Raw genomic sequence first — 25,063 nt, forward strand, 5'->3', positions numbered from 1 at the left:
TTATCCTCATCCTAAACCAAATAATATAGGCTAAGATAGTGCAAACCGTTACTGTATATTTTATTGGTTTAAACATTTTAAACTATACCATGACAAAGTAGCTAAAATTGCCGCACCAGAAGTTTTTACGGTAGATTTTAATACCAATTTTGCAATCTTTGGCCACGCTTTCTTTTGAATAAGTCCTGATAGCCCTCCCAGACCTCCACCGAATATATCTGTTAATAAATTTATTCCTAAAAAGTCTATAGTTGAATCCATCATACAACTCATCCAACTCCTAGAATAAAAATCAGACTTCATATTCGACAGAACTATATCTGTTTCCTTTGGATCCGATAATATTCGAATTCCCTCCGCTATATAAGGAGCTTGTGCTTTACCATAAGTCTGTTGTAAAGCATCCATATCAATCACTCGATTACCATTTTCATCTAAGTAACTAGCAATTTCAAATAAATAACGAAATTCAGATGCTATTTCTCTTTCTTCGGAAGTCAATTGAATACTAGGTGATGAATTGTCATCCGCATAAGCCACAAAGCTAGGGATTGACACTGCGCTCAACATCGTGATAATCATTAACAAACTTAAACTTTTACTCAATCTATTAAACATCTTTCTACCTCCAGTCTATCGGTTATTCTATTCAATTGTCATAAAAGCAATTTAAAAATATCATTTTAGTTCCCCTATTATACATTATTTAAAAATTATCCATTGGATTCGCCTTCCTTCTATCTCGTTTCATTTTAAACAACGAACGTACTCTTAACTGGGAGAATAGTACGCTCCTGTATCAATACCTTGAGCAACTAGAGTAGTACTAATAAAACTCCGACTATTACTCAGTAGAATCAGCACAACAAGCAATATAGATAGCGCTTTCAAATATTCGAATTTTAATTTTCCCATCTTGCCACCTTCTTTCACCTATATTATAAATCAACATATATAACCTGTCAAGTAATTAAAGTATAAAATGATATATTTTTTTGAAAGAAGAATTATAATTCTATTTTACACATAAAAAAGATAGCTTCTGCTATCCTCATACATTCTCTGACTTCTTATCCATTAGATATTGTTCTACCTTGAGTGCCATGACTTCATTATTTTCAATTAGATAGAGCACCTTAGCTTTCATATAATAGTCCTTAGCAACAGAGATATCAAGATCCTCTGTTACATTTCCCAACAAACAATATAAATCTGCTAACCTAAAGCTACTATGATATTTGTTACAAAATTCAATCATCTCCAATAATAGCGCTCTTGACTTGTCCATCTCCTCCTGTTTCCAAAGGTGGTAACAATAATTGTATTTTATTTTGATATACAACTCAATTTGTTCACGCACACTGGTATCGATTTTTGAAAGGGCTACGGAAACCTGATCATATAGTTGCTCAAATTTCTCCTTATCCTCATCATAGTCTAAGAAAATCAGCAGGGTATTCAAAATATACAAATAGTCTACTTTATCAATACTAATCCTACTGAGGATGTCCTCTATTTTTGAAATAGCTAGTTTTAATTGATGTTCACATTGATAGGTTAGAATAGCATCTATCCAGTCTAGATAAACCTTTTCATCAAAAGATAAGGAAGTCTGTTGCTTTCTTTCTCCCTCAAAAGCATATTTCAAAGAGGCATAATCTTGATTTTCCAATAATGTTTCAGACAATCTCTTGAAAGCAGACAAGCCTAGAAACTCTTTCGAAATTTCTCCTGAAAAGAAATAGTCCATATTTAAGCCCATTTTTTCAGATAATTTATATAACAAATCTGCTCCTGGCATATATTTGCCTTGTTCCATACGACTTATCTGAGTTTGTTGACAAATTCCTTCTGCCAATTCTTTTTGCGACCAGCCCAGCTCTTTTCGCTTATTTTTTAATCTTGTTGCTAATAATGCATGCATGCTATCCACCACTATTTATCTTCTATAAAAACATTATACTACTTTTTGAGAAGATTATATCAAATTGGCTACACAGTGTGAACAGGCTTCTCAAAATACAAGAAAAAAGAGCCATTCAAAGCTCTTTTCCTAGTTCTTAATACCAGCCGTTGTTAAGCCAGAAGTTTTTCGCAGCTGACCATGAACCGTAACGTCCTGCAACGTAGGCATCTGCTACACGTTCTTGGTTTTCAGCTGAGTAGTCACCGTTCAAGTATGAATCTGTCAATTGGTAGCGTCCGATGTAACGTCCGTTTGTAGCTGTGTAGCTACCGCCTGATTCTTTTTGTGCAATCCATTCTTTAGCTTCTGCTTCAGATCCGCTTACAGTTGCAACTGGTGCTGAAGTTTCTGCTGCAGCAACCGTTTCTTCTGCTACAGGAGCGCTTGCAGCTGGTGCTGCGTCTTCTACTACTTCTGTAGTTTCTGCTGCTGGAGCTGAAACAGTTTCATCTTGAGCAGCTGGGGCTGCATAAGTAGTTGGCGCTGGTGTTGCAGCTGGTGCTACAGGGCCGTCGATAACCAACTCTTGACCAACATAAATCAAATGAATGTTGTCAATGTGATTGTTTTCTGCCAATTTCTCAACAGTTGTGTTGTGAGTTTCAGCGATTTCTGAAAGTGTATCACCTTCTTTAACAGTGTAAGTTGATGATTCTTGAGCAGATACAAATGATGGAGCAAATACTGCAAACAAGGCAGCTACTCCTGCAAGAGTTGTTTTAATCTTTTTAGTTGTTGATTTCATATTTGAAAATTCTCCTTCTTTCTATAGTTCTATCATACCCTTTAAATATTACTGTTTCTTGACACTTTTATGTAGAAATATTACAAAATTATTTTTTATTTCCCTAAACAAGCTATTTTTTGTTACAAAAGATACTGTTTTATTCTATTTGTAGTGTAAAAAGGTTTTCATCCACAATTAAAGCCAAGACCTCCATTCTTTGATATAATAGAGATAAGAATTTTTATAAGGGGAAACTGATGAAATCACTTCGTTTTCAATCTGTCTTTGATATCATCGGACCAGTTATGATTGGCCCATCTAGTAGCCATACCGCTGGTGCTGTTCGTATTGGGAAGATTGTATCTTCCATTTTTGATGATACTCCGACAGAAGTCGAATTCCAACTATTTAACTCATTTGCCAAGACTTATCGTGGTCACGGAACAGACTTAGCCCTTGTTGCAGGTATTTTAGGCATGGATACAGATGATCCTGAAATCCCAAATAGTCTGGAGATTGCCCACAAGCGTGGTATCAAGATTGTCTGGACCATTCAAAAAGACAGTAATGCTCCTCACCCAAACACCACTAAAATTACCGTCAAAAATGCCCACAAGACCATCAGCGTAACTGGTATTTCTATCGGCGGAGGAAATATTCAGGTCACCGAACTCAATGGCTTTGCCGTCTCTCTCAATATGAATACACCGACTATCATTATCGTTCATCAAGATATTCCAGGTATGATTGCCCTCGTAACGGAGGCTCTTTCACGCTATGGTATCAATATCGCCCAGATGAATGTTACTCGTGAAAAAGCTGGTGAAAAAGCCATTATGATTATCGAAGTCGACAGTCGCAACTGTGATGAGGCCATCGAGGAAATTCGAGAAATCCCTCATCTCCACAATGTCAATTTCTTTAAATAGGAGGAAGCATGTTTTATTCTATCAAAGAATTGGTTGAGCAGGCAGAACTGGACTTTCAAGGAAATGTCGCAGAACTCATGATTACAACGGAGTTTGAATTGACAGGTCGTGAACGTGAAGAGGTTCTCCTTCTCATGGAACGCAATCTGGAAGTCATGAAAGCCTCTGTCCAACTTGGCCTCAATGAAAATAAATCTCGTAGTGGCCTGACAGGTGGAGATGCTGCCAAGCTGGACCACTACATCAAAAACGGAAAAACTCTGTCGGATTACACGATTCTCTCTGCTGCCCGAAATGCCATCGCAGTCAATGAACACAATGCCAAAATGGGCTTGGTCTGTGCCACTCCGACTGCTGGAAGTGCTGGCTGTCTGCCCTCAGTTCTAACTGCTGCTATTGAAAAATTAGACCTCAGCCACGAGCAACAGATGGATTTCCTCTTTGCTGCTGGTGCCTTTGGACTAGTCATCGCAAACAATGCCTCTATCTCAGGTGCTGAGGGTGGCTGTCAGGCCGAGGTCGGCTCTGCCTCTGCTATGAGTGCCGCTGCCTTGACTCTTGCTGCGGGCGGAACACCTTATCAGGCCAGCCAAGCTATTGCCTTTGTCATTAAAAATATGCTAGGCCTCATCTGTGACCCTGTTGCTGGTTTGGTTGAAGTTCCCTGTGTCAAACGCAATGCCATGGGAGCTAGCTTTGCCTTTATCGCAGCAGACATGGCCCTGGCAGGTATCGAATCTAAAATCCCTGTGGATGAAGTGATCGATGCCATGTACCAAGTAGGAGCAAGCATGCCAACTGCCTTTCGTGAAACAGCTGAAGGTGGACTCGCTGCCACACCTACTGGTCGTCGCCTCCAAAAAGAAATTTTCGGAGAATAAGCTTATCAAATAGGAGAAACTATGACCTCTATCTCAGCTATCTTTTTTGATCTGGATGGAACCCTCGTTGACAGTTCTATCGGGATTCACAATGCCTTTACCCATACCTTTAAAGAGCTGGGGGTACCTAGCCCTGATGCCAAAACGATTCGTGGTTTTATGGGACCGCCCCTTGAAAGTAGTTTTGCGACTTGCCTTCCCAAAGAACAAATTTCTGAGGCTGTGCAGATATACCGTTCTTACTATAAGGAAAAAGGCATCTATGAAGCTCAGCTCTTCCCTCAGATTGTAGAATTGCTTCAAGAGCTATCCAAGAATTACCCTCTCTATATCACCACTACAAAGAATACACCAACCGCTCAAGACATGACTAAAAACTTGGGAATCCATCATTTCTTTGAGGACATTTATGGTTCCAGCCCTGAGGCACCCCATAAGGCCGATGTCATTCGCCAAGCCTTGCAGACACATCAACTATCTCCAGAACAAGCTATCATCATCGGTGATACCAAGTTTGATATGCTGGGAGCTCAAGAAACAGGCATTCAGAAATTGGCCGTCACTTGGGGATTTGGAGAGCAAGCAGATTTGCTCAACTATCAACCTGATTATATCGCCCACAAACCCTCAGAAGTTTTGGCCTATTTCCAATAACATAACGGAGACTGGGCAACAACTCCATTTCATACTCTTAGAAAATCTCTTCAAACCACGTCAGTTTCTATCTACAACCTCAACGCTGCGCTTTGAACAACTTACGGCTAGCTTCCTAGTTTGCTATTTGATTTTCATTGAGTATCAGAATAAAATGAAGCAAGTTTACACATAACAAAACGCATATTACCAAGGTTTCAAGTCCTGATAATATGCGTTTTCTGATTTTAAAGATTTTTTATTCAACGTGGGTTGTTTGATTAGCAAAGGCAATAATGGCCTGCTTCAACTCATCTCCACTGAGAGTGCGGAACTCTTCAATTTTTTGATCGATGGCTTCTAGAGGCATGACATTAACCTTACCAACGAAAATCTTATCCATAACCTGATTATCAACCAGTTCGGTTGATACCAATAGCTCTTCGTAGAGTTTTTCACCTGGACGGATTCCAACTTCAACGATTGGAATTTCGCTCTCAGTATGTCCACTTAGAAGGACCATTTTCTTGGCCAAATCATAAATCTTGACTGGTTTGCCCATATCAAGGATAAAGACTTCTCCATCTTTGGCATAAGCACCAGCATGGATGACCAGACGGCTAGCTTCTGGAATGGTCATGAAGTAACGGGTCATGCGGAAGTCTGTCACCGTTACAGGACCGCCTTCAGCAATCTGACGTTCAAAGACTGGAATGACACTACCACGGCTACCAAGAACATTCCCAAAACGAACCGCACAGTAGGTGGATTGGCTACATTGATTAAAGCCAGTAACAATCAACTCAGCCACGCGCTTGGTTGCTCCCATAACATTGGGTGGATTGACGGCCTTATCTGTCGAAATCATAACCATCTTAGGCACCTTAGCTTCATCAACGGCCCTAGCAACATTGTAAGTTCCACGAATATTGTTTTTAAAGGCTTCTTTTGGATTACGCTCCATCATAGGAACGTGCTTGTGGGCAGCCGCATGATAAACAATCGCTGGCTTGTACTGCTCAAAGACTTGCAACAAACGGTCATAGTCTTGAATGTCCGCAATCACAGGTACATAATCAATACCTTGGAACTTACGAATCAATTCATGATAAACAAGGTAGATTGAGTTTTCCCCGTGACCAAGCAAGACGATGCGTTCAGGATTGAAGCGGCTAACTTGGCGACAGATTTCAGAACCGATTGAACCACCAGCACCTGTGACTAAAATTGTCTTACCTGTCAGTTCTGCGCCCAGACGCGATTCGTCAAGACGAATTTCCTGACGGCCCAAAAGGTCTGTGATATCAATCTTCTGGAAGCCTCCACCTGCTTGGTGAAGTCCCTGAACAACGGTTTCAACCTTAGGCATCTTGTAACATTTGACACCCAGTTTATTACACATTTGCAGAATACGTTCATACTCTGACGGATCAAGCGATGGAATCGCAACGATGACACGCTCGATTTGATGGCGTTTGGCTAATTCAGGCAGATTGTCGTAAGAGCCCAAAACAGGGATACCACCGAGTTTTTGTCCCTTTTTCTTTTCATCATTATCCAAAATACCAACAAGTTCCAAATCACTGGTTGGGTGTTGGTAGCTGTTCATAAAGAGAGCTCCACCATCGCCTGCACCAATCAAAAAGGTACGACGATGTTCCCCATCACCACTGCCTTTTTTGCGTTTAGAGTAGATTAACTGCCAAGTAATCCGTGGCAATAAAATCAAGAAGGTACTCAACAAGATAAAGAGAATAATGAAACGGATGGAAAATAGTGGCAAGAAGGCATAACAGATACTATATGACAAGACACTGCTAGCAGTCACACCAAAAAAGATTTTCATGAAATCCGTAATCTTGCTGTAACGGCTGATACTAGCGTTCAACCCCCAAAGTCCAATCATCAATTGATAAAACAAGAAGGCCAAACTCGTATAGATGATGTAGTCAACAGGTGCTGGATTAATCAATCCGTAGAATAAGATATAAGATACAATGATGGAAACCACCATACTCAAAATATCAAATATGCCCCAGAAGACCTGTTTTTGTTGTTTATTTAAAATTTCCACCAGATCAATGACATAATCTGTGAGTTTTTTATTCATAGAAATTTACTCCTCCTTAAAAGAGCTCGATGGTTATATTGTTATTATAACACTTTTTATCCCGTTTACGATTTGCTACAATCTTTTACTTGCTTTTTCGTAACAGTTTCATAAAAATAAACTGTCTGACAAATCCTGGACAAAGAGCAACAACCATCTGAATCGCAACACTCTTGGCATACTCCATGTAAGAAATTTGCCCTCTCTTCAGCATCCGCTGACGAGCCTGACGATAGAGTTTGAGATAACGCAGCCCCCCACGACGTTCAAACATCCCTGCTCCAACACGAACCTTACACAAGATTTGATCCAGGTTTCCAGTCTTAGCTCCTGCAGCAATCATATTGAGCCAGAGGAGGTCATCCTCCATATAAAGCCCATCCTCATAGTTACCTGCCTTGAGAACCATGTCCTTCTTGAACATGACAGTCATGTGGTTAAAGGCACTTCTCATCCTTTGATAAGCCACAATCTCTGCATGTTGAGTCGGAACGCGACGATAAGAAACAATCTCATCAGGATTGTCAATAAATTCTGCAATGTGGCCACCTAATAGGTCTAGGCTGTCCTTCTCCATCAACTGAACCTGTTTCTCAAAACGGTCTGGAACAGCTATATCATCTGTATCCATACGAGCGATGATATCATACTGACACTGCAAAACACCCTGTCGAAGAGCCAGACCCAAACCTTGATTCTGCTCAAGAGGACAGCGTTTCACTGGAATTTCAGACTGAGCTTCTACTTGGTCTAATACCTGATAGAGCTCAGGTGTCAAAGGCCCATCCTCAACCAGAACTAACTCGCTCGGTTTCAAGGTCTGATTTTGAATACTATTAATGGCATCTCGCAAAAATGTCGGATTTTCCTTGATATAAACCGACATCAAGACGCTAATTTTTTGCTTTTCAGACACAGTTTTTCTCCAATGTATAGATTTCCTTCCACTATTTTATCATAATTTTCAAGACTTTCCCATTTTTATCTTGAAAGCCAGAAACCTTACTTGACATTATAGTGAAAAAGCCTTAAAATAAGCTGTTATTAAAATCAGCTAGAAGAGGTATTATATGAAAAAGCAATCACTCTTTTTTGTTCCAGGTATTATCCTGATTGGTGTGTCCTTGCGGACTCCTTTTACTGTTTTACCCATTATTTTGGGGGATATTTCGCAAGGTCTGGGAGTAGAAGTTAGTTCACTTGGTGTCTTGACCAGCCTTCCCCTCCTTATGTTTACCCTCTTCTCGCTCTTTTCTACCCGACTGGCTCAGAAAATCGGCTTGGAACATCTCTTTACCTACAGTCTCTTCTTCTTGACTATAGGCTCTCTGATTCGACTAATCAATCTGCCTCTCCTCTATCTAGGAACCTTGATGGTTGGGGCAAGTATCGCAGTCATTAATGTTCTGCTTCCTAGTCTTATCCAAGCCAATCAACCAAAGAAGATTGGTTTTCTGACCACCTTATATGTAACGTCTATGGGGATTGCGACGGCTCTGACTTCCTATCTAGCTGTGCCCATTACACAAGCCAGTTCTTGGAAAGGCCTCATCATCCTCCTCACCCTACTCTGTCTAGCAACTTTTTTGGTCTGGTTGCCAAATCACCGCTATAATCACAGACTGGCTCCACAAACCAAACAAAAAAATCAAGCAAAGGTCATGCGTAATAAACAGGTCTGGGCAGTTATTGTCTTTGCAGGTTTTCAATCCTTGCTCTTTTACACTGCTATGACTTGGTTACCGACCATGGCTATCCATGCAGGCCTATCCAGTCACGAAGCTGGCTTGCTGACTTCTATCTTCTCTCTGATTAGCATTCCTTTTTCAATGACTATCCCAAGCCTGACAACTAGTTTATCTACTCGCAACCGTCAGCTCATGCTCACTCTGGTTTCACTAGCTGGTGTGGTCGGCATTTCCATGCTCTTCTTCCCAATCAATCATTTCATTTACTGGCTTGCCATCCATCTCCTCATCGGAACCGCAACCAGCGCCCTCTTCCCTTATCTCATGGTCAACTTTTCACTCAAGACAAGCGCTCCTGAAAAGACAGCCCAATTGTCTGGTCTATCTCAAACAGGAGGCTATATCCTAGCAGCCTTTGGACCAACCCTCTTTGGTTACAGTTTTGATCTATTCCACTCTTGGGTACCAGCTGTAGCTGCTCTCTTACTCGTCGATATCCTGATGACTGTGGCCCTCTTTACAGTGGACAGAGCTGATAAAATCCTCTAATTTTTCTAAAATACTTCTCAGATATAAACTATGCAAAGCCAGACTCTGTCTGGTTTTTTGGTGCTTATATCAACAAAAAACGCCATCCATCTGTTAGTAGAAAGATAACATTTTTGATATAATAAAATGTATAGAAACTAATTATCATACGAAAAATAAATTAGTTTATAAGATAGCTACTATTTCAAGCGAGGTACATAGAATGGATGAACAGAAATACAATTTGAAAGAAAGTTTAACAGAGTTAGATAAGCTCTTTGACTTATCAACCAAGGAGACAGATAAGACTGCCTGTGAAGCTCTAGCAAAAAAAGCTAAAATAATTTATGAGCAATACCCTGAATCAGAAGACATTGCGTTGCGGTATGCTATGGCTCTTTTCAATTTGTCGATTGAACAAGTAAATGTTGAGGAGCTACTAAACACTGTTAATTCTGTCAAAGAAATTTTTGAACGCTTCAAACAGTCTGAAGATATTGCATTACAATATGCTAAGACTTTAGTCAATTTGTCAGTTGAACAAGTAAATGTTGAGGAGCTACTAAACACTGTTAATTCTGTCAAAGAAATTTTTGAACGCTTCAAACAGTCTGAAGATATTGCATTACAATATGCTAAGACTTTAGTCAATTTGTCAGTTGAACAAGTAAATGTAGAAGAGAGAAAGAATACCACTAATTTACTCAAAGAAATTTTTGAGCAGTTCAATCAATCTGAAGACATTGCGTTACACTATGCTATGGCTTTATACAATCTTTCAAATAGACAAAATGATATCAAAGAACGTAAGGAATCCATATCAGAAATAGAAGCTTTAACCTTAAAGTTCCAAAATTCTGAAGAGATTGCTTTACGATATGCTAGGGCTTTAGTCAATTTGTCAGCTGAACAAGTAAACGTAGAAGAACTGGGCAATACTATTCATTCAGTCAAACAAATTTTTGAACAGTTCAATCAGTCTGAAGACATTGCTTTACGATATGCTAGGGCTTTAGTCAATTTGTCAGTTGAACAAGTAAATGTAGAAGAGAGAGGGAATACCGCTAATTCAGTCAAACAAATTTTTGAACAGTTCAATCAGTCTGAAGACATTGCGTTACACTATGCTAGGGCTTTAGTCAATTTGTCAGTTGAACAAGTAAATGTAGAAGAGAGAGGGAATACCGCTAATTCAGTCAAACAAATTTTTGAGCAGTTTAAACAGTCTGAAGACATTGCGTTACACTATGCTATGGCTTTAGTCAATTTGTCAGCTAAACAAATAAATGTAGAAGAGAGAAAGAATACCACTAATTTACTCAAAGAAATTTTTGAGCAGTTCAATCAGTCTGAAGACATTGCGTTACAATATGCTATGGCTTTATTCAATTTATCACTGAAACAAACCAACTTAGATAAATTGAATGATACGGCTTCTAAACTAAAGAAATTAGCTTATAATTTTGAAAAAAATGAAGAGATCACTTTATGCTACTCTGAAGCTCTTGCCGAAATTATCACTAAACAACAAAATGAAGGGGAAAAACTTGAAATTATAGATAAACTAAAAAGACTACACGATAGATTCGTACAATCTGAAGAAATTACTGTTCAATATCTTACAGCTCGGATGGATTTGGTAAAAAATAATCAAATAGACCAATCAAATCTCGTAAACGATATCTGTCAGTCCTTAGAGTCTATTCAGAGTATTAAAATTTTAAATATGCTCATCGAAATACTCGAAAACGAAAAACAATTTAAGCAAGATCAAGTTCAGATTTCCACTACTAATATCGTAAAAGCTCTGGATAAACTTTGTTTTGATTCATCTATTGAAGAAGGGAAAGATGAAAAAGAGAAAAATTTGCTTATTCGCACCTTAAAAATTGGTATCATCTCCGATACAAAATATGATATTTTAAAATCCTGGATAGAGCATTACAAGGAAAACTCAGAAAGAATCAATCAGTTAATTAAAATTTATTCGCTTGTCCAACAAATCAAGTATGAACTTGGATTAAAGACTGAAGACAAAAATAGAAAACTAAAATTTGGTCACTATACCTCAGGAAAAGCGCTCCAAAGCATATTAGGAAAAGAGGATAAAGCTCCATTCTCCATCTCAGGAAAGACACGCCTAAATAACGCTAACTATATGAACGATCCTGAAGAAGGGGAAATTCTAGAAAACATTTTAAAATTAGAAAAACGTAATCCTTTGGATCCTAGTTCTTGGTTTTTAATGAGTTTCACTAGCAAAACAGATGATCTAGCCATGTGGTCGCAATACGGAAATAACGCAGAGGGAGTCTGTATTGTACTAAATGAGAATGATTTTGCTCATTATCATTCACTTAGTGACCTTCCTTGGTATCAAAAAAACTCAGATAAACAAATCAGTCACAAAATGAATTCAAGCGTTGAAATTTCAAACGATATCTCTTCAAATGAATCCAACAAAGAGATGACGACTAGAGACAATGATAATACTCAAAATTCTGAAGACAAATATTCTACACCGAATACTAATCAGGATTATTTATATCGCGTAGCTTACGTTCATTACTCCGATGATCAATTCGACATCGAAGAAACTGAACTATTCACTAGTGAAGAAGTAACGCGACTAAAAGGATTGTTGGTAGATTTAAAATCAGAATTAAGGGATTATAAAAATTCTGGGGACCCGTTCTATAAAAAAGCTATCGCTGACTGTATTGAAGAAATCCGCTACCTATTCAAATCGGTTGATTACAAGTATGAAGAAGAATTACGTATTTTACAATATGCTAACTTAAATTCTGATAACGATAAAATAAAAATTGATTATTCTCCTGAATTCGGTAAACTTTATCTTGAGCGAGAAGAAAATGTTCAAATCGGTGAAGTCATTTTTGGTCCCAAGTTTCCGAATCCTGAATACGTGACTCCTTTATTGAAACTTTTGGATAAGGATATTAAGTATAAAAGATCTACGATAAAATTTAGATAAAAATCTCCCCAAAATCCTTTAAACTTCTAGTTTTAGCTAGAAGTTTTTTATATATAAAAATTTTACACATTTCTCTTGACAGGGCTTTCTTTTAGATGTACAATGTATGTGTAGAAAAATTATATATAAAAATCTTACACATTAGAAAAGGAGGTTTCCCATGTACTTTCCAACATCCTCTGCCTTGATTGAATTTCTCATCTTGGCCGTACTGGAGCAGGATGATTCTTATGGTTATGAGATTAGCCAAACCATTAAGCTGATCGCTAATATCAAAGAATCTACGCTCTATCCCATTCTCAAAAAATTGGAGGGCAATAACTTTCTGACCACCTATTCTAGAGAGTTCCAAGGTCGCATGCGCAAATACTACTCCTTAACAAATGGTGGTATAGAGCAGCTCGTGACCCTAAAAGATGAATGGGCACTCTATACAGACACCATTAATGGCATCATAGAAGGGAGTATCCGCCATGACAAGAACTGAATACCTGACTCAGCTAGAACTCTATCTCAAGAAACTACCTGAAGCTGACCGCATCGAAGCCATGGACTATTTCAGGGAACTCTTTGACGATGCTGGAGTCGAGGGAGAAGAAGAACTCATCGCTAGCTTGGGAACTCCCAAAGAAGCGGCCCACGAAGTTCTCTCCAATCTTCTCGATAAAAAAATCAATGAAGCGCCCGCTCAAAAAAATAACCGACAAATTTTACATATCGCCTTGTTAGCCCTCCTTGCAGCACCCATCGGTATTCCTCTGGGAATCGCCATCCTCGTGGCCCTGTTCGGAATCCTTGTAGCCGCTTTGACTGTCATTCTGGCTTTCTTTGCGGTTTCCATACTTGGTATCATCGGCGGATTCCTATTTTTAGTTGAAAGTTTCACTGTCCTAGCCCAAGCCAAATCAGCCTTTATCTTGATTTTTGGTGCTGGTTTACTAGCCATCGGTGCTTCTTCTCTGGTTTTACTAGGTATTTCCTATGTAGCTCGCTTCTTCGGCCTACTCATTGTTCGCTTGGTGCAATTTGTTCTCAAAAAAGGAAAGAGAGGTGACCAGCATGCGTAAATGGACAAAAGGATTTCTCATCTTTGGTGTGGTGACTACCATTATCGGCTTTATCCTGCTTTTTGTAGGTATCCAATCTGACGGGATTAAGAGCCTACTTGCCATGTCCAAGGAGCCTGTCTATGATAGCCGTACGGAAGAGCTAACCTTTGGCAAGGAAGTCGAAAACCTAGAGATCACGCTCCACCAACACGCGCTGACCATCACAGACTCTTTCGATGATCAAATCCACATTTCTTATCATCCATCTATTTCTGCTAACCATGATCTTATCACAAGTCAGAACGATAAAACGCTGAGCCTCACTGATAAGAAACTGTCTGAAACTCCATTTCTCTCTTCTGGAATTGGCGGGATTCTTCATATCGCAAGTAGCTACTCTAGTCGTTTTGAAGAAGTTATTCTCCGACTGCCAAAAGGGAGAACTCTAAAAGGGATCAACGTGTCAGCCAATCGCAGACAAACCAGTATCACTAATGCTAGCCTTGAAAATGCGACCCTCAATACAAACAGCTATATCCTCCGAATTGAAGGAAGTCGTATCAAAAACAGTAAACTCACAACCCCTAATATCGTTAATATCTTTGACACAGACCTTACAGATAGTCAGCTAGAGTCAACAGAGAAGCACTTCCACGCTGAAAATATCCAAGTCCATGGTAAGGTTGAACTGACTGCCAAAAAGCATCTCAGAATCATCCTAGACCAGAAAGAGAACCAACGAATTAACTGGGACATCTCAAGCAACTATGGTTCTATCCACCAATTCACAAGAGAAGAGCCTAAATCAAGAGGTACGGAATTAAGCAACCCTTACAAAACTGAAAAAACCGAAGTCAAGGATCAACTCATTGCGAGAGCTGATAATGATATTGAGCTAATATCCATACCAAACAGACGTTGACAAAAGCGCTTACATCTGCTACTATGAAAGCATATTTATCTAACTAAAAAGGAGGTTCTACCATGAAACAAGAATGGTTTGAAAGTAATGATTTTGTAAAAACAACAAGCAAGAACAAGCCGGATGAACAAGCCCAAGATGTTGTAGACAAGGCTGAAGAAACGATAGCCGATCTCGATACACCAATTGAAAAAAATACTCAAGTAGAGGAGGAAGTCTCTCAAGCTGAAGTCAAACTTGAAAGCCAGCAAGAAGAGAAAATTGAAATACCTGAAGATAGTGAAGCGAGAACAGGAATAGAAGAAAAGAGAGCATTAGATTCTACTGAAGAAGAGCAAGACCTTTCTAAAGAAACAGAAAAAGTCACTATAGCTGAAGAGAGCCAAGAAGCTCTTCCTCAGCAAAAACCAACCACGAAAGAGCCCCTTCTTCTCAGTCAATCCTTAGAAAGTCCTTACATCCCCGACCAAGCTCCAAAATCTGCGGATAAATGGAAAGAGCAAGCGCTTGATTTTTGGTCTTGGCTAGTGGAAGCGATCAAATCTCCTACAAGCAAGCTTGAAACAAGTAGCACACACAGTTACACAGCCTTTCTCTTGCTCATTCTGTTTTCTGCATCTTCCTTTTTCTTTAGTATCTACCACATCAAACATGCTTACTATGGACGTATAGCAACTATGCATAATCACTTCCCTGAACAATTTGCTTCATTAAATCTCTTTTCGATTATCTCTATCCTAGTAGCAACAACACTCTTCTTCTTTTCATTCCTCTTGGGTAGTTTCGTCGTGAGACGATTTATCTACCAGGAAGAAGACTGGACGCTAGAAAAGGTTGTCCAACAATATAGTCAACTCTTGGCAATTCCAATCTTCCTCACTGCTATTGCTAGTTTCTTTGCCTTCTTTGATAGCCTACGATTTACAGCCCTCTTGTGTGTGATTAGCATTGGAATCATTCTGCTTGCTAGTCTCCATATCATTACAAGACCAAGCCAAGCAAGTGAAACCGACTCCTTCTATCAATTGTTCTTGTCTGTCCTTGTGAATGGAGTCATTATCCTCCTCTTCTTTGTAGCTGAAGTAGCACTGATTGGAGATTATCTTCGTATCTTAGCCTTTCTTTAAACTTTAATCCTGTCATCCATGGCAGGATTTTTTATATATCAAAAAGCAAGTCGATTGACCTGCTTCTGATTTACTCTTCTTGTGCTAATGCTTTAAAATCTTTTTCTAATATGGGTTGTATTTCTAGAGTTCAGTAGTATCATAATATTTCTATGAAGTTCGTTATTCAAAATATTATGGAAACTAGGAGTCTCAATTTGATAAGAATCCGCATCAATACCATATCTTTTTAGTATATCTTCTATATCAAACAAAGACAGTCCTTGGTGGTTATTATTATCAAATTTTAGACTATCTAAATGTTCTAATTTCGGGAAATAGTAAGAAATGATTGTCTTTACACAAGCCATTCCACAATCCAGCAAAGTTGCTTGTTTATAGTGACTAACCATTATTTTCTCCTTTTTCAACACTTATCTTACTATAACCATCAACTTCAATGACGCTATTCGAAGTTTGATTTGTCGTAGGAACCCTTAAAACTTCTCCTGTATTATTTGTATGCAAAGTATAGATTCCATCAAAATCTTTAGGAACTGTAATAGATACATCGCCAACAAGAGTATCTATAAATATTTTTTCGAAAGTTGCATTTTTCCCCAAAGAAATGGTTACATATAACTTATCTTTCCCTTGTGAACTTAGAGCTAAATTAAATCCATGTTGTGAAAATGGAATATATAGACTATCTGAACTCATTTTAACGTTTTTAGTTATGTTATTCACTGATTCTTCGGAAACTTTTCCTTCTATTTGAACACTTGTCTCATCTGATTCACTCTTGACAACTTTAACATCAATTGCTTGCTTTGAGCCATAAAACTCTAACGTTTTAATACTTTTAGAAGAAAGAGTCCATGATTGTTTCACACTGATTGTCGTCTCTCCTCGTTTTAAGGTTAATAAAATTCCAGCCACTACAAACAGTAACAACAGCCCAATTACAATTCCTATTTTTTTCATCATTAGTACTCCTACTTAAATTCTTTTTTACTGAATACAACAAACGCAAGTACAATCACTGCTATACTTACCACTATAGGATAGCATACGTTTGTAAGGGTAAATTGACTTACCTCAGGGGAAGTTTTCAAATTTAAAGTCATTAGTAAATAGTCTCTCACACTCTCACCAGAGTTTGGAAGGACATAAACCAATAGGTTATCAAACAGTAAAATATAGAGTATATAAATCATACATGATTCATAAACCTTATCAAATATTTGAAAAATCAATAACGAGATACTGATAATAACCAAATAGTATGGTAGCTGGTGTAAAAATGTCGAAATAATCAACACCAAGTCTCCCTCCAAATAGACAAGAGCTGTTAAACCATAAAAAATAGTTACATATAGGAAAGACAAACAAAAGGCTCCCAAAGTTTTATATAAAAATAACTTCCATCGTTGGTTTTCTTTTGTGAGGAGAATATTAATCGTACGAAAACTATAATCTTCCCCCCAGAAAAATAAATTAGTAGAGATGAAAAGCAAAGGAATAAAACCACTCACATTTGAAATCAATACTCGAAATGCTGGTTCATCTTCATTCGATGACTTAAAAAATAAGGAGAATAACAAAATCAATAATCCTATCAACAAACTAGGAAGTACTCCTCTTTTTTCCCAGTAAAATTTATACATATCTGCTTTAAGAGAACTCATGATTCTCCTCCTTTCTTAAATCATCAGATAATATTACTCAAATAGTAGTCCTCAAAGCGTTCCTTCTTAATATATATATCCTGTATCACTAGATTTGAAGCAACACTATATTCCAAGATAACCATTAATTTTTCCTTTTCTGGCACAATCAGATAGTCATCCTGCTCAAAATGAACAATGCCCTCTTCTTTTAAAAACGTTTTTAGAATCTGATTATTACTCGTCTTAAGAAAGAGCTTTTCCGACAAATCATTTGCTAGCTCTTTTGAACTCATCACATTTAGAATCTTTCCTTTTTTCATGATGATATACTTATCTGTTATAAACTCTAACTCTGATAGGATATGGCTTGAAATTAAAAAGGTAACTCCCAACTGATCTCTTAAATTCAAAATCATTTTTCTTAAATCTGAAATTCCTTGAGGATCTAAACCATTCACTGGTTCATCTAGGATAATAAGCTCTGGATTATCCAAAAGGGCAATTGCTATCGATAATCTTTGCTTCATTCCAAGAGAATAATTTTTTACTTTTCTGTCCCATGATGTTTGGGGTAGGCGAACCAATTCCAACATTTTTATGATATCTGTCTTTAAACCAAATCTTGTTTTATAATATTGCAAGTGTTGACGTCCAGTCAAGTTTGGATAAAGGGCAGGTGACTCGATAATACTGCCAATCTTATGCTGAGAAACACTCTTGATTTCTCCCTTATCAGATTGAATTAGTCCTAGGAGAATTCTCATTAATGTTGTCTTTCCCGCACCATTTTCGCCGATAAGACCACATATTTCTCCTTGCTCAATATCAAAGGAAGCATTATGAAGAACCTGTTCTTTCCCATATGTTTTATCGATATTTTTAAGACTTAAAATCACACGATTCATAGTTTCTCTCCGTTCATTATATCCTTTGCTTTCATGAATTATCCTCCACCTCTGAAATTCCAAAATTCTTCACATCCGTTACTTCCTCAGGCAGAATTAAAACTCGCTCTTCGCCTGCATCTAAAATAGCTAGGCGAAAGATTTCGTTATTTAATGCTATCTCTACCAACTTTTGCGAAGTCGTGTTATTTCGAACTATCAGACTGTGGCGAGTTTGTGTAAACGTCTCTAGTAAGATACTAAGATTCCCCATCTCTTCCCTCCTAACCCAAATAACTCTCTTGACTTTTCATTGCATCTCTAGTTTAACGCTTTCAAAAATAAAAAAGAGACTGGGACAATAGTCTCTTTTCTCCAAAAAAAGCAACGGATTTGCCGTTGCTTTTTTGCATGGTTGCGATAGTCTTGGTAAAATAGAATTGCTTAATAAACCATTTAGAAAGGCTATCCCATGCATATTCACTATAACACAAATCAAACAACTTTACCACTAGAAATCAGTTCCTTCTTGCCACAAGACCATCTTGTCTTTACTATTGAAAAAGTGGTAAATACCTTGAAGGATAGTCACTTCCACGCCTTCTATCATGCCTTTGGTCGCCCGTCTTATCACCCTAAAATGCTTATATCTACTCTTCTATTTGCCTATTCACAAGGGATTTTCTCTGGACGAAAAATTGAAAAAATGATGATTGAAAATCTGGCTATGCAGTACCTAACAGGACAGTTGGTTGTCAGCTACCGCACTATCAATCGTTTTCGTGTAGCTGAAGGGGTGGAAGAACTCATTCGTAATCTTTTCATCAACCTCAATCTTCGTTTAAAAATGGAAGAGTTAGTGACCTTAGATTGCTTGTTTATTGACGGGACTAAGATTGAAGCCAATGCCAACAAGTATAGTTTCGTGTGGAAGAAAGCGACAGAGAAATTCTCCGCCAAACTTCAAGAACAGATACAGGTCTATTTTCAAGAAGAAATCACTCCCCTTATCCATCAAGCTATTAAGCTGGATGAAGAAGAATCAATTTCTTCAGAGCAGTTGCTTGAATTCGCTCAAGTTCTTGAAGAAGAATTGGAAAAACTGAACCAGGACATTGAGGAGACACCCGTTAAAGGAAAGGATGAACGTAAAACCCAGCGTCGTAAACTCAAGAAAGTCTTGCGTAAAGTCAAGGATGATTTTTCAGTACGTGCTGAAAAATATGAGAGCTATCAGGAGACATTTGAAGGGCGTAACAGTTTTTCTAAAACCGATACAGATGCCACTTTTATGCGGATGAAAGAAGACCATATGAAAAATGGCCAACTCAAGGCTGCTTATAATCTTCAAATTGCTACTGAAAACCAATTTGTTCTTCACTATGATATCTTCTCAAATCCGACAGACACCAAGACTCTTCTGCCATTTCTTGAAACCTATCCACATGATGTACAGACAGTTGTTGCAGATGCTGGATATGGAAGTGAAGAGAACCTCCTTCGTTTAGATGAAAAGCAGGTAAACCATCTGATTAAATATGCCATGTTTGATAAGGAACAAAAGAGAGGGTATAAACAGTCAGCTAAAAACTTAGCGAATTGGCACTATAATGACAAGGAGGATAGCTACACACATCCTAATGGTTGGTGCTATCGTTTTCACCATATCAAACATCAGAAAACACAGACGGACTTTCAACAGGAAATCAAGGTTTACTACGCAGATGAACCTGAATCAGCTCCTCAAAAGGGACTGTATATAAACGAACGCTATCAAAACTTGAAAGATAAAGAATGTCAGGCGCTTTTATCTCCCCAAGGTAGACAGATTTTCGCTCAACGCAAGATTGATGTGGAACCTGTCTTTGGGCAGATAAAGGCTTGTTTGGGGTACAAGAGATGTAATCTGAGGGGCAAGCGTCAAGTGAGAATTGACATGGGATTGGTACTTATGGCCAATAACCTCCTAAAATACAATAAGAGAACGACTCAAAATTAAAAAGCTAGAGTTCCGCTATTGGAAATCTCTAGCTTTTTTGTGGCTGAGAACTATTTTGTCCCAGACTCTAGCTCTCCATTTCCTCAAAAGTTTTTAGATCTTTTTCTTTTTCTCCCAATATACGCGCTTCTAATACTTGGTCTCCAAATGCTTGAGCACAAATAATAGCTCTATCGTATAAGCGGATGGCTTTTTCCTTATCCCGTTTATGAAATAAGGTACACATTGCTTCAAGCATATCTACGATTGGTTTCTTTTGAAAATCCTGCGATAAAATCATCAGCCTATTCATCGCCTTAACATAAGGCTCAAAAGTGGAGTAAGATTTTTCCATCCATTGAACAGCTAGAGAATCGAGTACTGTTTGCTTTAACATATAAGCTGTCTCTAAATCTGATGCATTTGTTTCTCTTATAAGTTTTTTAGAAAGCATCCAAAATAGTTCATGATGATACTCAGTCGGTCTTGCCAAACATGAACCAAAGTATAATTTTATGAGAAGCAAATCATTCACCGAGTAATTTTTCCTTATCTTTACTTGCTCAAAATGCTCATCCAGCAAAGCATCGCCAAACCCTGCATCTTCACTTACAAAGACATCAAAATTGGCTTGTAAGGCACTAACTGCAATCTGCTCATCCTCAGGCAGACTGTCATAATAGTGTTCGTAAACTCTATCAAACAACTCTTCCTTAACTTGGATTCTATCATCATCTCCATAAGTTTGAAACTTAATGAGTTTATCCTTTAATATCAAGTACTCTGAGGGTAAAATCATATGATCCATATCTACTATATGTGAAATTGGACAGCCTAGTTTATAAGCTATATACTCTACCTTGGATAAACTCGGGGAAGACTGGCCTGATTCAATCCGTGCTAATTGGCGCACCGTTATCTCGGTTTCATCATCACAAAGAGTTTCACGAGTGATATGTTTCATCTCTCGCAACATTCGGATTCTTTTACCTACTTCTATTTTTATATCCATTTGTTTACTCTCCTGATAACTATTTCCATATAAAAAATAAATTTCCTGTATATATTTTACTATTTTCTATGGAGATAAGCAATATTTGAAATATATATAACTATCTTTGCGTTATATCATAAATTTCAGTTCAACTATTACTACACATAGGCAATTCCAATCTTCCTCACTGCTATTGCTAGTTTCTTTGCCTTCTTTGACAGCCTACGATTTACAGCCCTCTTGTGTGTGATTAGCATTGGAATCATTCTGCTTGCTAGTCTCCATATCATTACAAGGCCAAGTCAAGCAAGTGAAACCGACTCCTTCTATCAATTATTCTTATCTATCCTTGTGAACGGAGTCATTATCCTCCTCTTCTTTGTAGCTGAAGTCGCACTGATTGGAGATTATCTTCGTATCTTGGCCTTTCTTTAAAATTCAATCCTGTCATCCATGGCAGGATTTTTCTATGCTAAAAAGCAAGTCGATTGACCTGCTTCTGATTTACTCTTCTTGTGCTAATGTTTTAAAATCTTTTTCTAAGATGGGTTGTATTTCTAATTGATTGGCGTCTAGTTGGTGGTAAAATTCTGACGGTAGTGCCTCAAGGAATTTTGTATAGCCCAAGCGGGCAATGGCTTCATAGTCTTCTGGTTTAGATCCATCTCCTGTGATTTGAACCAAGTCAATTTCCCACTGGACTTCCTTATCCAGCAATTGCTCAATATAGGCTGCAGGAACAAATGGTTCTCTCGGCAACACCGTCTTGACTCCTTGAGCCAAATGGTAAACGCCATGCACTTGGTCTTCTCCATCTTGATAGAAGGAAACTCTTGCAAAGTAGGCATCTGTCTCTTGAACCGCACGTACACGCGCCTCAAACTGAGCCAAGCCATCTTCCTCTAAAAAGTTTTTCAAGTCTCCATGACCAAAGAAAACAGGATTAAAAATTCCTTGGCAAATCGTAAAACGGGCTACAGTGTCTACAAGATGGGCTTGAATACCTGCTTGGAAATAAGCTTCAAAGTCAAAACCATCTAGCCCCTCAATCTCAGTTCCTGTGTAAGCAAGCAGGGCATCTAAAAATGATTTGATAATCTCCCAGTCTGTCTTTGTGAGTAGGTCAGGAAGATCGATACGATAAGCCTTTTGACCATCAGCATAACTAACCTTAAAGAGAAATTGTGATTGCCCCACTATCGCACACTCGATATACTCGAGACGGTTAAGCGGCTGACGGAGATAGACGGCATCATAACTATGCGACTCCAAGCCATCTAGCAAGGCCAAGATGGACTTGGCAGTCAAAATTTCCTGTTCTCCTAAAATGCTCTGTTTATTTGGAATAAAAAATGTTTTCGTCATAACTGGACTCCTTTTGAAATCGTTTACATATAGTATACCCTATTTTTCTGAAAGATACAGAAACAAACTTTAGATTTTTGAGTAAAAAGCATAGAAAAACAGCCCCTAAGGACTGTTTGATCTTATACAGTAGCTGCTTGATCCAAGCTTTCACCGATAGCGGTTAGGCGCTCGATAACTTCTGCTTGTGTCAATTCATTTTCTGAAACATAGCGGTTACGTGGGTGAACACGGCACTCGTGTGAGCATCCACGAAGGTACTTGTCTTCATTTTCTTCTGATGTCAAGATACGACGGTTACAGAATGGATTTCCACAGTTGACATAACGTTCACATGGTGTTCCATCAAACCAGTCTTTCCCTACGATGGTTGGGTTGACATGGTTGACATCTACGGCGATACGCTCGTCAAAGACGTACATTTTTCCATCCCAAAGCTCGCCTTGAACTTCTGGATCTTTACCGTAAGTTGCAATTCCTCCGTGCAATTGGCCGACATCTTTGTAGCCTTCACGGACCATCCAGCCTGAGAATTTCTCACAGCGAACCCCACCTGTACAGTAAACCACGACGCGCTTGTCCATGAATTTTTCCTTGTTGTCACGAACCCATTGTGGCAACTCACGGAAGTTGCGAATATCTGGACGGATAGCTCCACGGAAATGTCCTAGGTCGTACTCATAGTCGTTACGTGTGTCAAGGACAACTGTATCTTCGTCAAGAAGAGCTTCTTTGAACTCTTTTGGAGACAAGTAAGCACCTGTTGTTTCAAGTGGGTTGATGTCGTTATCAAAGTCGTTGTCTTCCAAACCAAGGTGGACGATTTCTTTCTTGTAGCGAACAAACATCTTCTTGAAGGCTTGTTCATTTTCTTCGTCAATCTTGAACCAGAGGTCTTCCATGCCTGGGAGGCTGTGAACGTAGTCCATGTATTTTTGAGTTGTTTCGTAGTCACCTGAAACGGTTCCGTTAATTCCCTCGTCAGCGACTAGGATACGGCCTTTAAGGCCGATTGATTTACAGAAAGCCAAGTGGTCTGCAGCAAATTGCTCTGCATTTTCAATTGGAGTATAAAGGTAGTAAAGTAAGACACGAATATCTTTTGCCATAAGATTTGTTCTCTTTTCTATTCTTAAATTTTCAGAATTTTTCATCTAACTATACTAGTATACCTGCTTGAGAAAACGAATGCAATTTATTTGACTGGAAATTGGAGAAAGGGATTTATCCCTGCACTTCATCAGTAGCCATAGCAAATAGCAGATAATTCTCTCAATTTTTTGATCTGCTCAGCTTGACTTTCTGACAAAGTCAGCTTATTGTCAATCAACACACGTGAGATGTCAACGTTCATTTGGCTCAGAATAAATGGAGTAGAGGTTCCATCGTTCTTTAATCGTCTTTTATAACTCACTAACTGATTTTTCAAGGGAGTCAGTTGAGGAGTAGTCTTTATATCTTCCAATAGATGATTTATGATCGTCATGGCTTCACAACGCCTTTCACTTCCTCCAGCAAACCATTTTAATGGTGTCATACTCATTTACCTCCTGAAATTCGTTTGTAAATTGAAAAACTATCATTCCTAACGCTCGTGCCAGTATTTTACCACACCCTATGTAAAAAAGTCAGCAAAAATGGTAATGTTGCGAAAATATTATTGATCACATGCACTGCATAGGATGGATAAATGCTCTTGGTATAGCGGGTCAAACTAGCAAAGATGATGCCAGATGTTGCAAAGACGAAGATATCTAACAAACTAGGCAGGCTTGAAAAATGAGGAAGAGCAAATAAAATTGACGGAAGAAGCAAATCAAGGCCAAATCGCGAATGTTTAAAGAAGGCATGTTGCAGTAATCCCCTATAAATCAACTCTTCCATAAGTGGAGTCAGAAAGAACAAAGTTATATAGATACCTAGCTCAGCAAAGTTGGTCCCACTATAACCGATCAATACGGCCCAACCTTCAGCAGTTGACTGAACATGTTTAGCTGTCTGAACGTTAAAAGAGATCTGGAGCACTACCACTAATACTGTCAAAATCGAATACCAAATCCATTTTTTTCTCGGAATGCGAAAAAGATAGCCGTGCCCTGTCTTAACCAGAATCCAAATCATGACTCCGCTAAATAGCAAACTCAAGATATTTTGAATCCAGACGAAATTGCCAATCTGGGAAGAAAATTGCCAATAATTTTGAACAATAAGCGTCAGTTGAGAAAGACCAAATACGAAAAATAAGTAAGACAAGACTGCGCTTATTTTGAAGACAAGCTGATGCTTTTTCATGTGAACTATTCCTCATTTTTTATATTCTAGCCTATATTCCACATAAGTGAAAACCAACTCCCATATAACTAAGGTCACGATAACCACGCGGGCAATATTCACTTACTGAAAAAGAATCTGTATTTTTTAATAGAGAAGGGAAATTACCTAATGAACTTCCCTGACTAGCATATTTTTAATTTTTGTCTTGTTGCAACCTTTACACTGTTAGTATAGCACTGTTTTTTTATTCTTTCATCAAAATATTTAATTGGCATCAAAACGTCTTGAATTGTTAAAAAATTTAAAAAGCAAGCATGAAAAACATACTTGCCCTAGGGGAACTTACCAACGTAAAGATCCAAAA

General features: G+C 38.3%; 25 protein-coding genes and 1 pseudogene. 11 read left to right on the forward strand and 15 right to left on the reverse strand.

What is annotated here, in order from left to right; all coding sequences use genetic code 11:
* Positions 1-60 precede the first annotated feature (60 nt).
* From SK642_RS08980 to SK642_RS08990, 3 genes are all read right to left on the reverse strand, one after another.
* On the reverse strand, positions 61-618 hold the full coding sequence (locus SK642_RS08980) for a hypothetical protein (RefSeq protein ID WP_033684457.1): 558 nt from the start codon (positions 616-618) through the stop codon (positions 61-63).
* A 433-nt stretch (positions 619-1,051) separates the two neighbouring features.
* The gene (locus tag SK642_RS08985) at positions 1,052-1,924 is read right to left on the reverse strand and encodes a helix-turn-helix domain-containing protein (RefSeq protein ID WP_033684458.1); all 873 of its coding nucleotides are present in this window, start codon (positions 1,922-1,924) and stop codon (positions 1,052-1,054) included.
* A gap of 136 nt (positions 1,925-2,060) precedes the next feature.
* A complete protein-coding gene (locus SK642_RS08990) occupies positions 2,061-2,711 on the reverse strand; it encodes a M23 family metallopeptidase (RefSeq protein ID WP_033684459.1) in 651 nt (216 codons plus the stop codon).
* A 239-nt stretch (positions 2,712-2,950) separates the two neighbouring features.
* Here SK642_RS08990 and sdaAB point away from each other — a divergent pair, with 239 nt between their 5' ends.
* The 3 genes from sdaAB to SK642_RS09005 are packed head-to-tail and all read left to right on the forward strand — an operon-like array spanning position 2,951 to position 5,157.
* A complete protein-coding gene (gene sdaAB, locus SK642_RS08995; RefSeq protein WP_033684460.1) occupies positions 2,951-3,622 on the forward strand; it encodes an L-serine ammonia-lyase, iron-sulfur-dependent subunit beta in 672 nt (223 codons plus the stop codon).
* Between the two features lie 8 nt (positions 3,623-3,630).
* Positions 3,631-4,503 (forward strand): L-serine ammonia-lyase, iron-sulfur-dependent, subunit alpha, encoded by an 873-nt coding sequence (sdaAA, locus tag SK642_RS09000; RefSeq protein WP_033684461.1) that lies wholly within the window; start codon positions 3,631-3,633, stop codon positions 4,501-4,503.
* Between the two features lie 21 nt (positions 4,504-4,524).
* Positions 4,525-5,157 carry an HAD family hydrolase gene (locus tag SK642_RS09005; RefSeq protein ID WP_033684462.1) on the forward strand — a complete coding sequence of 211 codons (633 nt, stop codon included), beginning with the start codon at positions 4,525-4,527 and terminating at the stop codon, positions 5,155-5,157.
* A 238-nt stretch (positions 5,158-5,395) separates the two neighbouring features.
* Here SK642_RS09005 and SK642_RS09010 read toward each other — a convergent pair whose 3' ends face one another.
* Together SK642_RS09010 and SK642_RS09015 are read right to left on the reverse strand one after the other, a co-directional pair.
* A complete protein-coding gene (locus tag SK642_RS09010) occupies positions 5,396-7,246 on the reverse strand; it encodes a polysaccharide biosynthesis protein (RefSeq protein WP_033684463.1) in 1,851 nt (616 codons plus the stop codon).
* 85 nt (positions 7,247-7,331) lie between these two features.
* A complete protein-coding gene (locus SK642_RS09015) occupies positions 7,332-8,162 on the reverse strand; it encodes a glycosyltransferase (protein WP_033684464.1) in 831 nt (276 codons plus the stop codon).
* A 154-nt stretch (positions 8,163-8,316) separates the two neighbouring features.
* Here SK642_RS09015 and SK642_RS09020 point away from each other — a divergent pair, with 154 nt between their 5' ends.
* The 6 genes from SK642_RS09020 (at position 8,317) to SK642_RS09045 (ending at position 15,555) form a co-directional block, all read left to right on the forward strand.
* The gene (locus SK642_RS09020; RefSeq protein WP_033684465.1) at positions 8,317-9,483 is read left to right on the forward strand and encodes a CynX/NimT family MFS transporter; all 1,167 of its coding nucleotides are present in this window, start codon (positions 8,317-8,319) and stop codon (positions 9,481-9,483) included.
* Between the two features lie 202 nt (positions 9,484-9,685).
* On the forward strand, positions 9,686-12,457 hold the full coding sequence (locus tag SK642_RS09025) for a DUF2971 domain-containing protein (RefSeq protein WP_051734082.1): 2,772 nt from the start codon (positions 9,686-9,688) through the stop codon (positions 12,455-12,457).
* Between the two features lie 160 nt (positions 12,458-12,617).
* Positions 12,618-12,944: a PadR family transcriptional regulator gene (locus SK642_RS09030; protein WP_000273856.1), complete on the forward strand. Its 327-nt coding sequence runs from the start codon at positions 12,618-12,620 to the stop codon at positions 12,942-12,944.
* Entirely contained in the window at positions 12,931-13,524 is a 594-nt protein-coding gene (locus SK642_RS09035) for a DUF1700 domain-containing protein (RefSeq protein ID WP_033684466.1), read from the forward strand. Before SK642_RS09030 ends, SK642_RS09035 begins: the two co-directional genes overlap by 14 nt.
* Positions 13,517-14,428 carry a DUF4097 domain-containing protein gene (locus SK642_RS09040; RefSeq protein ID WP_033684467.1) on the forward strand — a complete coding sequence of 304 codons (912 nt, stop codon included), beginning with the start codon at positions 13,517-13,519 and terminating at the stop codon, positions 14,426-14,428. The genes SK642_RS09035 and SK642_RS09040 overlap by 8 nt, the downstream gene beginning before the upstream one ends.
* Positions 14,429-14,490: 62 nt before the next feature.
* Positions 14,491-15,555, forward strand: a complete 1,065-nt coding sequence (locus tag SK642_RS09045; RefSeq protein WP_033684468.1) for a DUF6574 domain-containing protein — start codon at positions 14,491-14,493, stop codon at positions 15,553-15,555.
* A 92-nt stretch (positions 15,556-15,647) separates the two neighbouring features.
* On the opposite strand, the gene SK642_RS09050 is transcribed toward SK642_RS09045, so the two are convergent.
* The 5 genes from SK642_RS09050 to SK642_RS09070 are packed head-to-tail and all read right to left on the reverse strand — an operon-like array spanning position 15,648 to position 18,362.
* The gene (locus SK642_RS09050) at positions 15,648-15,947 is read right to left on the reverse strand and encodes a cysteine peptidase family C39 domain-containing protein (protein WP_033684469.1); all 300 of its coding nucleotides are present in this window, start codon (positions 15,945-15,947) and stop codon (positions 15,648-15,650) included.
* Positions 15,940-16,521 (reverse strand): hypothetical protein, encoded by a 582-nt coding sequence (locus SK642_RS09055; RefSeq protein WP_033684470.1) that lies wholly within the window; start codon positions 16,519-16,521, stop codon positions 15,940-15,942. The genes SK642_RS09050 and SK642_RS09055 overlap by 8 nt, the downstream gene beginning before the upstream one ends.
* An 8-nt stretch (positions 16,522-16,529) precedes the next feature.
* Positions 16,530-17,222 (reverse strand): ABC transporter permease, encoded by a 693-nt coding sequence (locus SK642_RS09060; RefSeq protein ID WP_033684471.1) that lies wholly within the window; start codon positions 17,220-17,222, stop codon positions 16,530-16,532.
* A 23-nt stretch (positions 17,223-17,245) separates the two neighbouring features.
* A complete protein-coding gene (locus SK642_RS09065) occupies positions 17,246-18,109 on the reverse strand; it encodes an ATP-binding cassette domain-containing protein (protein WP_033684472.1) in 864 nt (287 codons plus the stop codon).
* Positions 18,110-18,140: 31 nt separating this feature from the next.
* The gene (locus tag SK642_RS09070) at positions 18,141-18,362 is read right to left on the reverse strand and encodes a hypothetical protein (RefSeq protein WP_033684473.1); all 222 of its coding nucleotides are present in this window, start codon (positions 18,360-18,362) and stop codon (positions 18,141-18,143) included.
* Between the two features lie 198 nt (positions 18,363-18,560).
* On the opposite strand from SK642_RS09070, the gene SK642_RS09075 reads away from it, so the two are divergent.
* Positions 18,561-20,087, forward strand: coding sequence for an IS1182 family transposase (locus SK642_RS09075; RefSeq protein ID WP_033683759.1), 1,527 nt, complete (start codon positions 18,561-18,563; stop codon positions 20,085-20,087).
* Positions 20,088-20,154: 67 nt separating this feature from the next.
* Here the strand turns inward: SK642_RS09075 and SK642_RS09080 are convergent, their stop codons facing one another.
* Positions 20,155-21,078: a helix-turn-helix domain-containing protein gene (locus tag SK642_RS09080; protein WP_033684474.1), complete on the reverse strand. Its 924-nt coding sequence runs from the start codon at positions 21,076-21,078 to the stop codon at positions 20,155-20,157.
* Positions 21,079-21,228: 150 nt separating this feature from the next.
* On the opposite strand from SK642_RS09080, the pseudogene SK642_RS10405 reads away from it, so the two are divergent.
* Positions 21,229-21,495: pseudogene (locus SK642_RS10405) on the forward strand (DUF6574 domain-containing protein); the annotation flags it as partial.
* 69 nt (positions 21,496-21,564) lie between these two features.
* Here SK642_RS10405 and SK642_RS09085 read toward each other — a convergent pair.
* The 4 genes from SK642_RS09085 to SK642_RS09100 all read right to left on the reverse strand — a co-directional run bounded on the left by SK642_RS09085 (position 21,565) and on the right by SK642_RS09100 (position 24,717).
* A complete protein-coding gene (locus SK642_RS09085) occupies positions 21,565-22,425 on the reverse strand; it encodes a DUF4299 family protein (protein WP_033684475.1) in 861 nt (286 codons plus the stop codon).
* A 122-nt stretch (positions 22,426-22,547) separates the two neighbouring features.
* Entirely contained in the window at positions 22,548-23,534 is a 987-nt protein-coding gene (locus SK642_RS09090) for a rhodanese-related sulfurtransferase (RefSeq protein ID WP_033684476.1), read from the reverse strand.
* Positions 23,535-23,665: 131 nt separating this feature from the next.
* Positions 23,666-23,962 carry a bacteriocin immunity protein gene (locus SK642_RS09095; RefSeq protein WP_033684477.1) on the reverse strand — a complete coding sequence of 99 codons (297 nt, stop codon included), beginning with the start codon at positions 23,960-23,962 and terminating at the stop codon, positions 23,666-23,668.
* Between the two features lie 68 nt (positions 23,963-24,030).
* Positions 24,031-24,717 carry a CPBP family intramembrane glutamic endopeptidase gene (locus tag SK642_RS09100; protein ID WP_033684478.1) on the reverse strand — a complete coding sequence of 229 codons (687 nt, stop codon included), beginning with the start codon at positions 24,715-24,717 and terminating at the stop codon, positions 24,031-24,033.
* Positions 24,718-25,063 lie beyond the last annotated feature (346 nt).

The sequence above is a fragment of the Streptococcus mitis genome, assembly GCF_000722705.1.
Lineage (GTDB): Bacteria > Bacillota > Bacilli > Lactobacillales > Streptococcaceae > Streptococcus > Streptococcus mitis_P.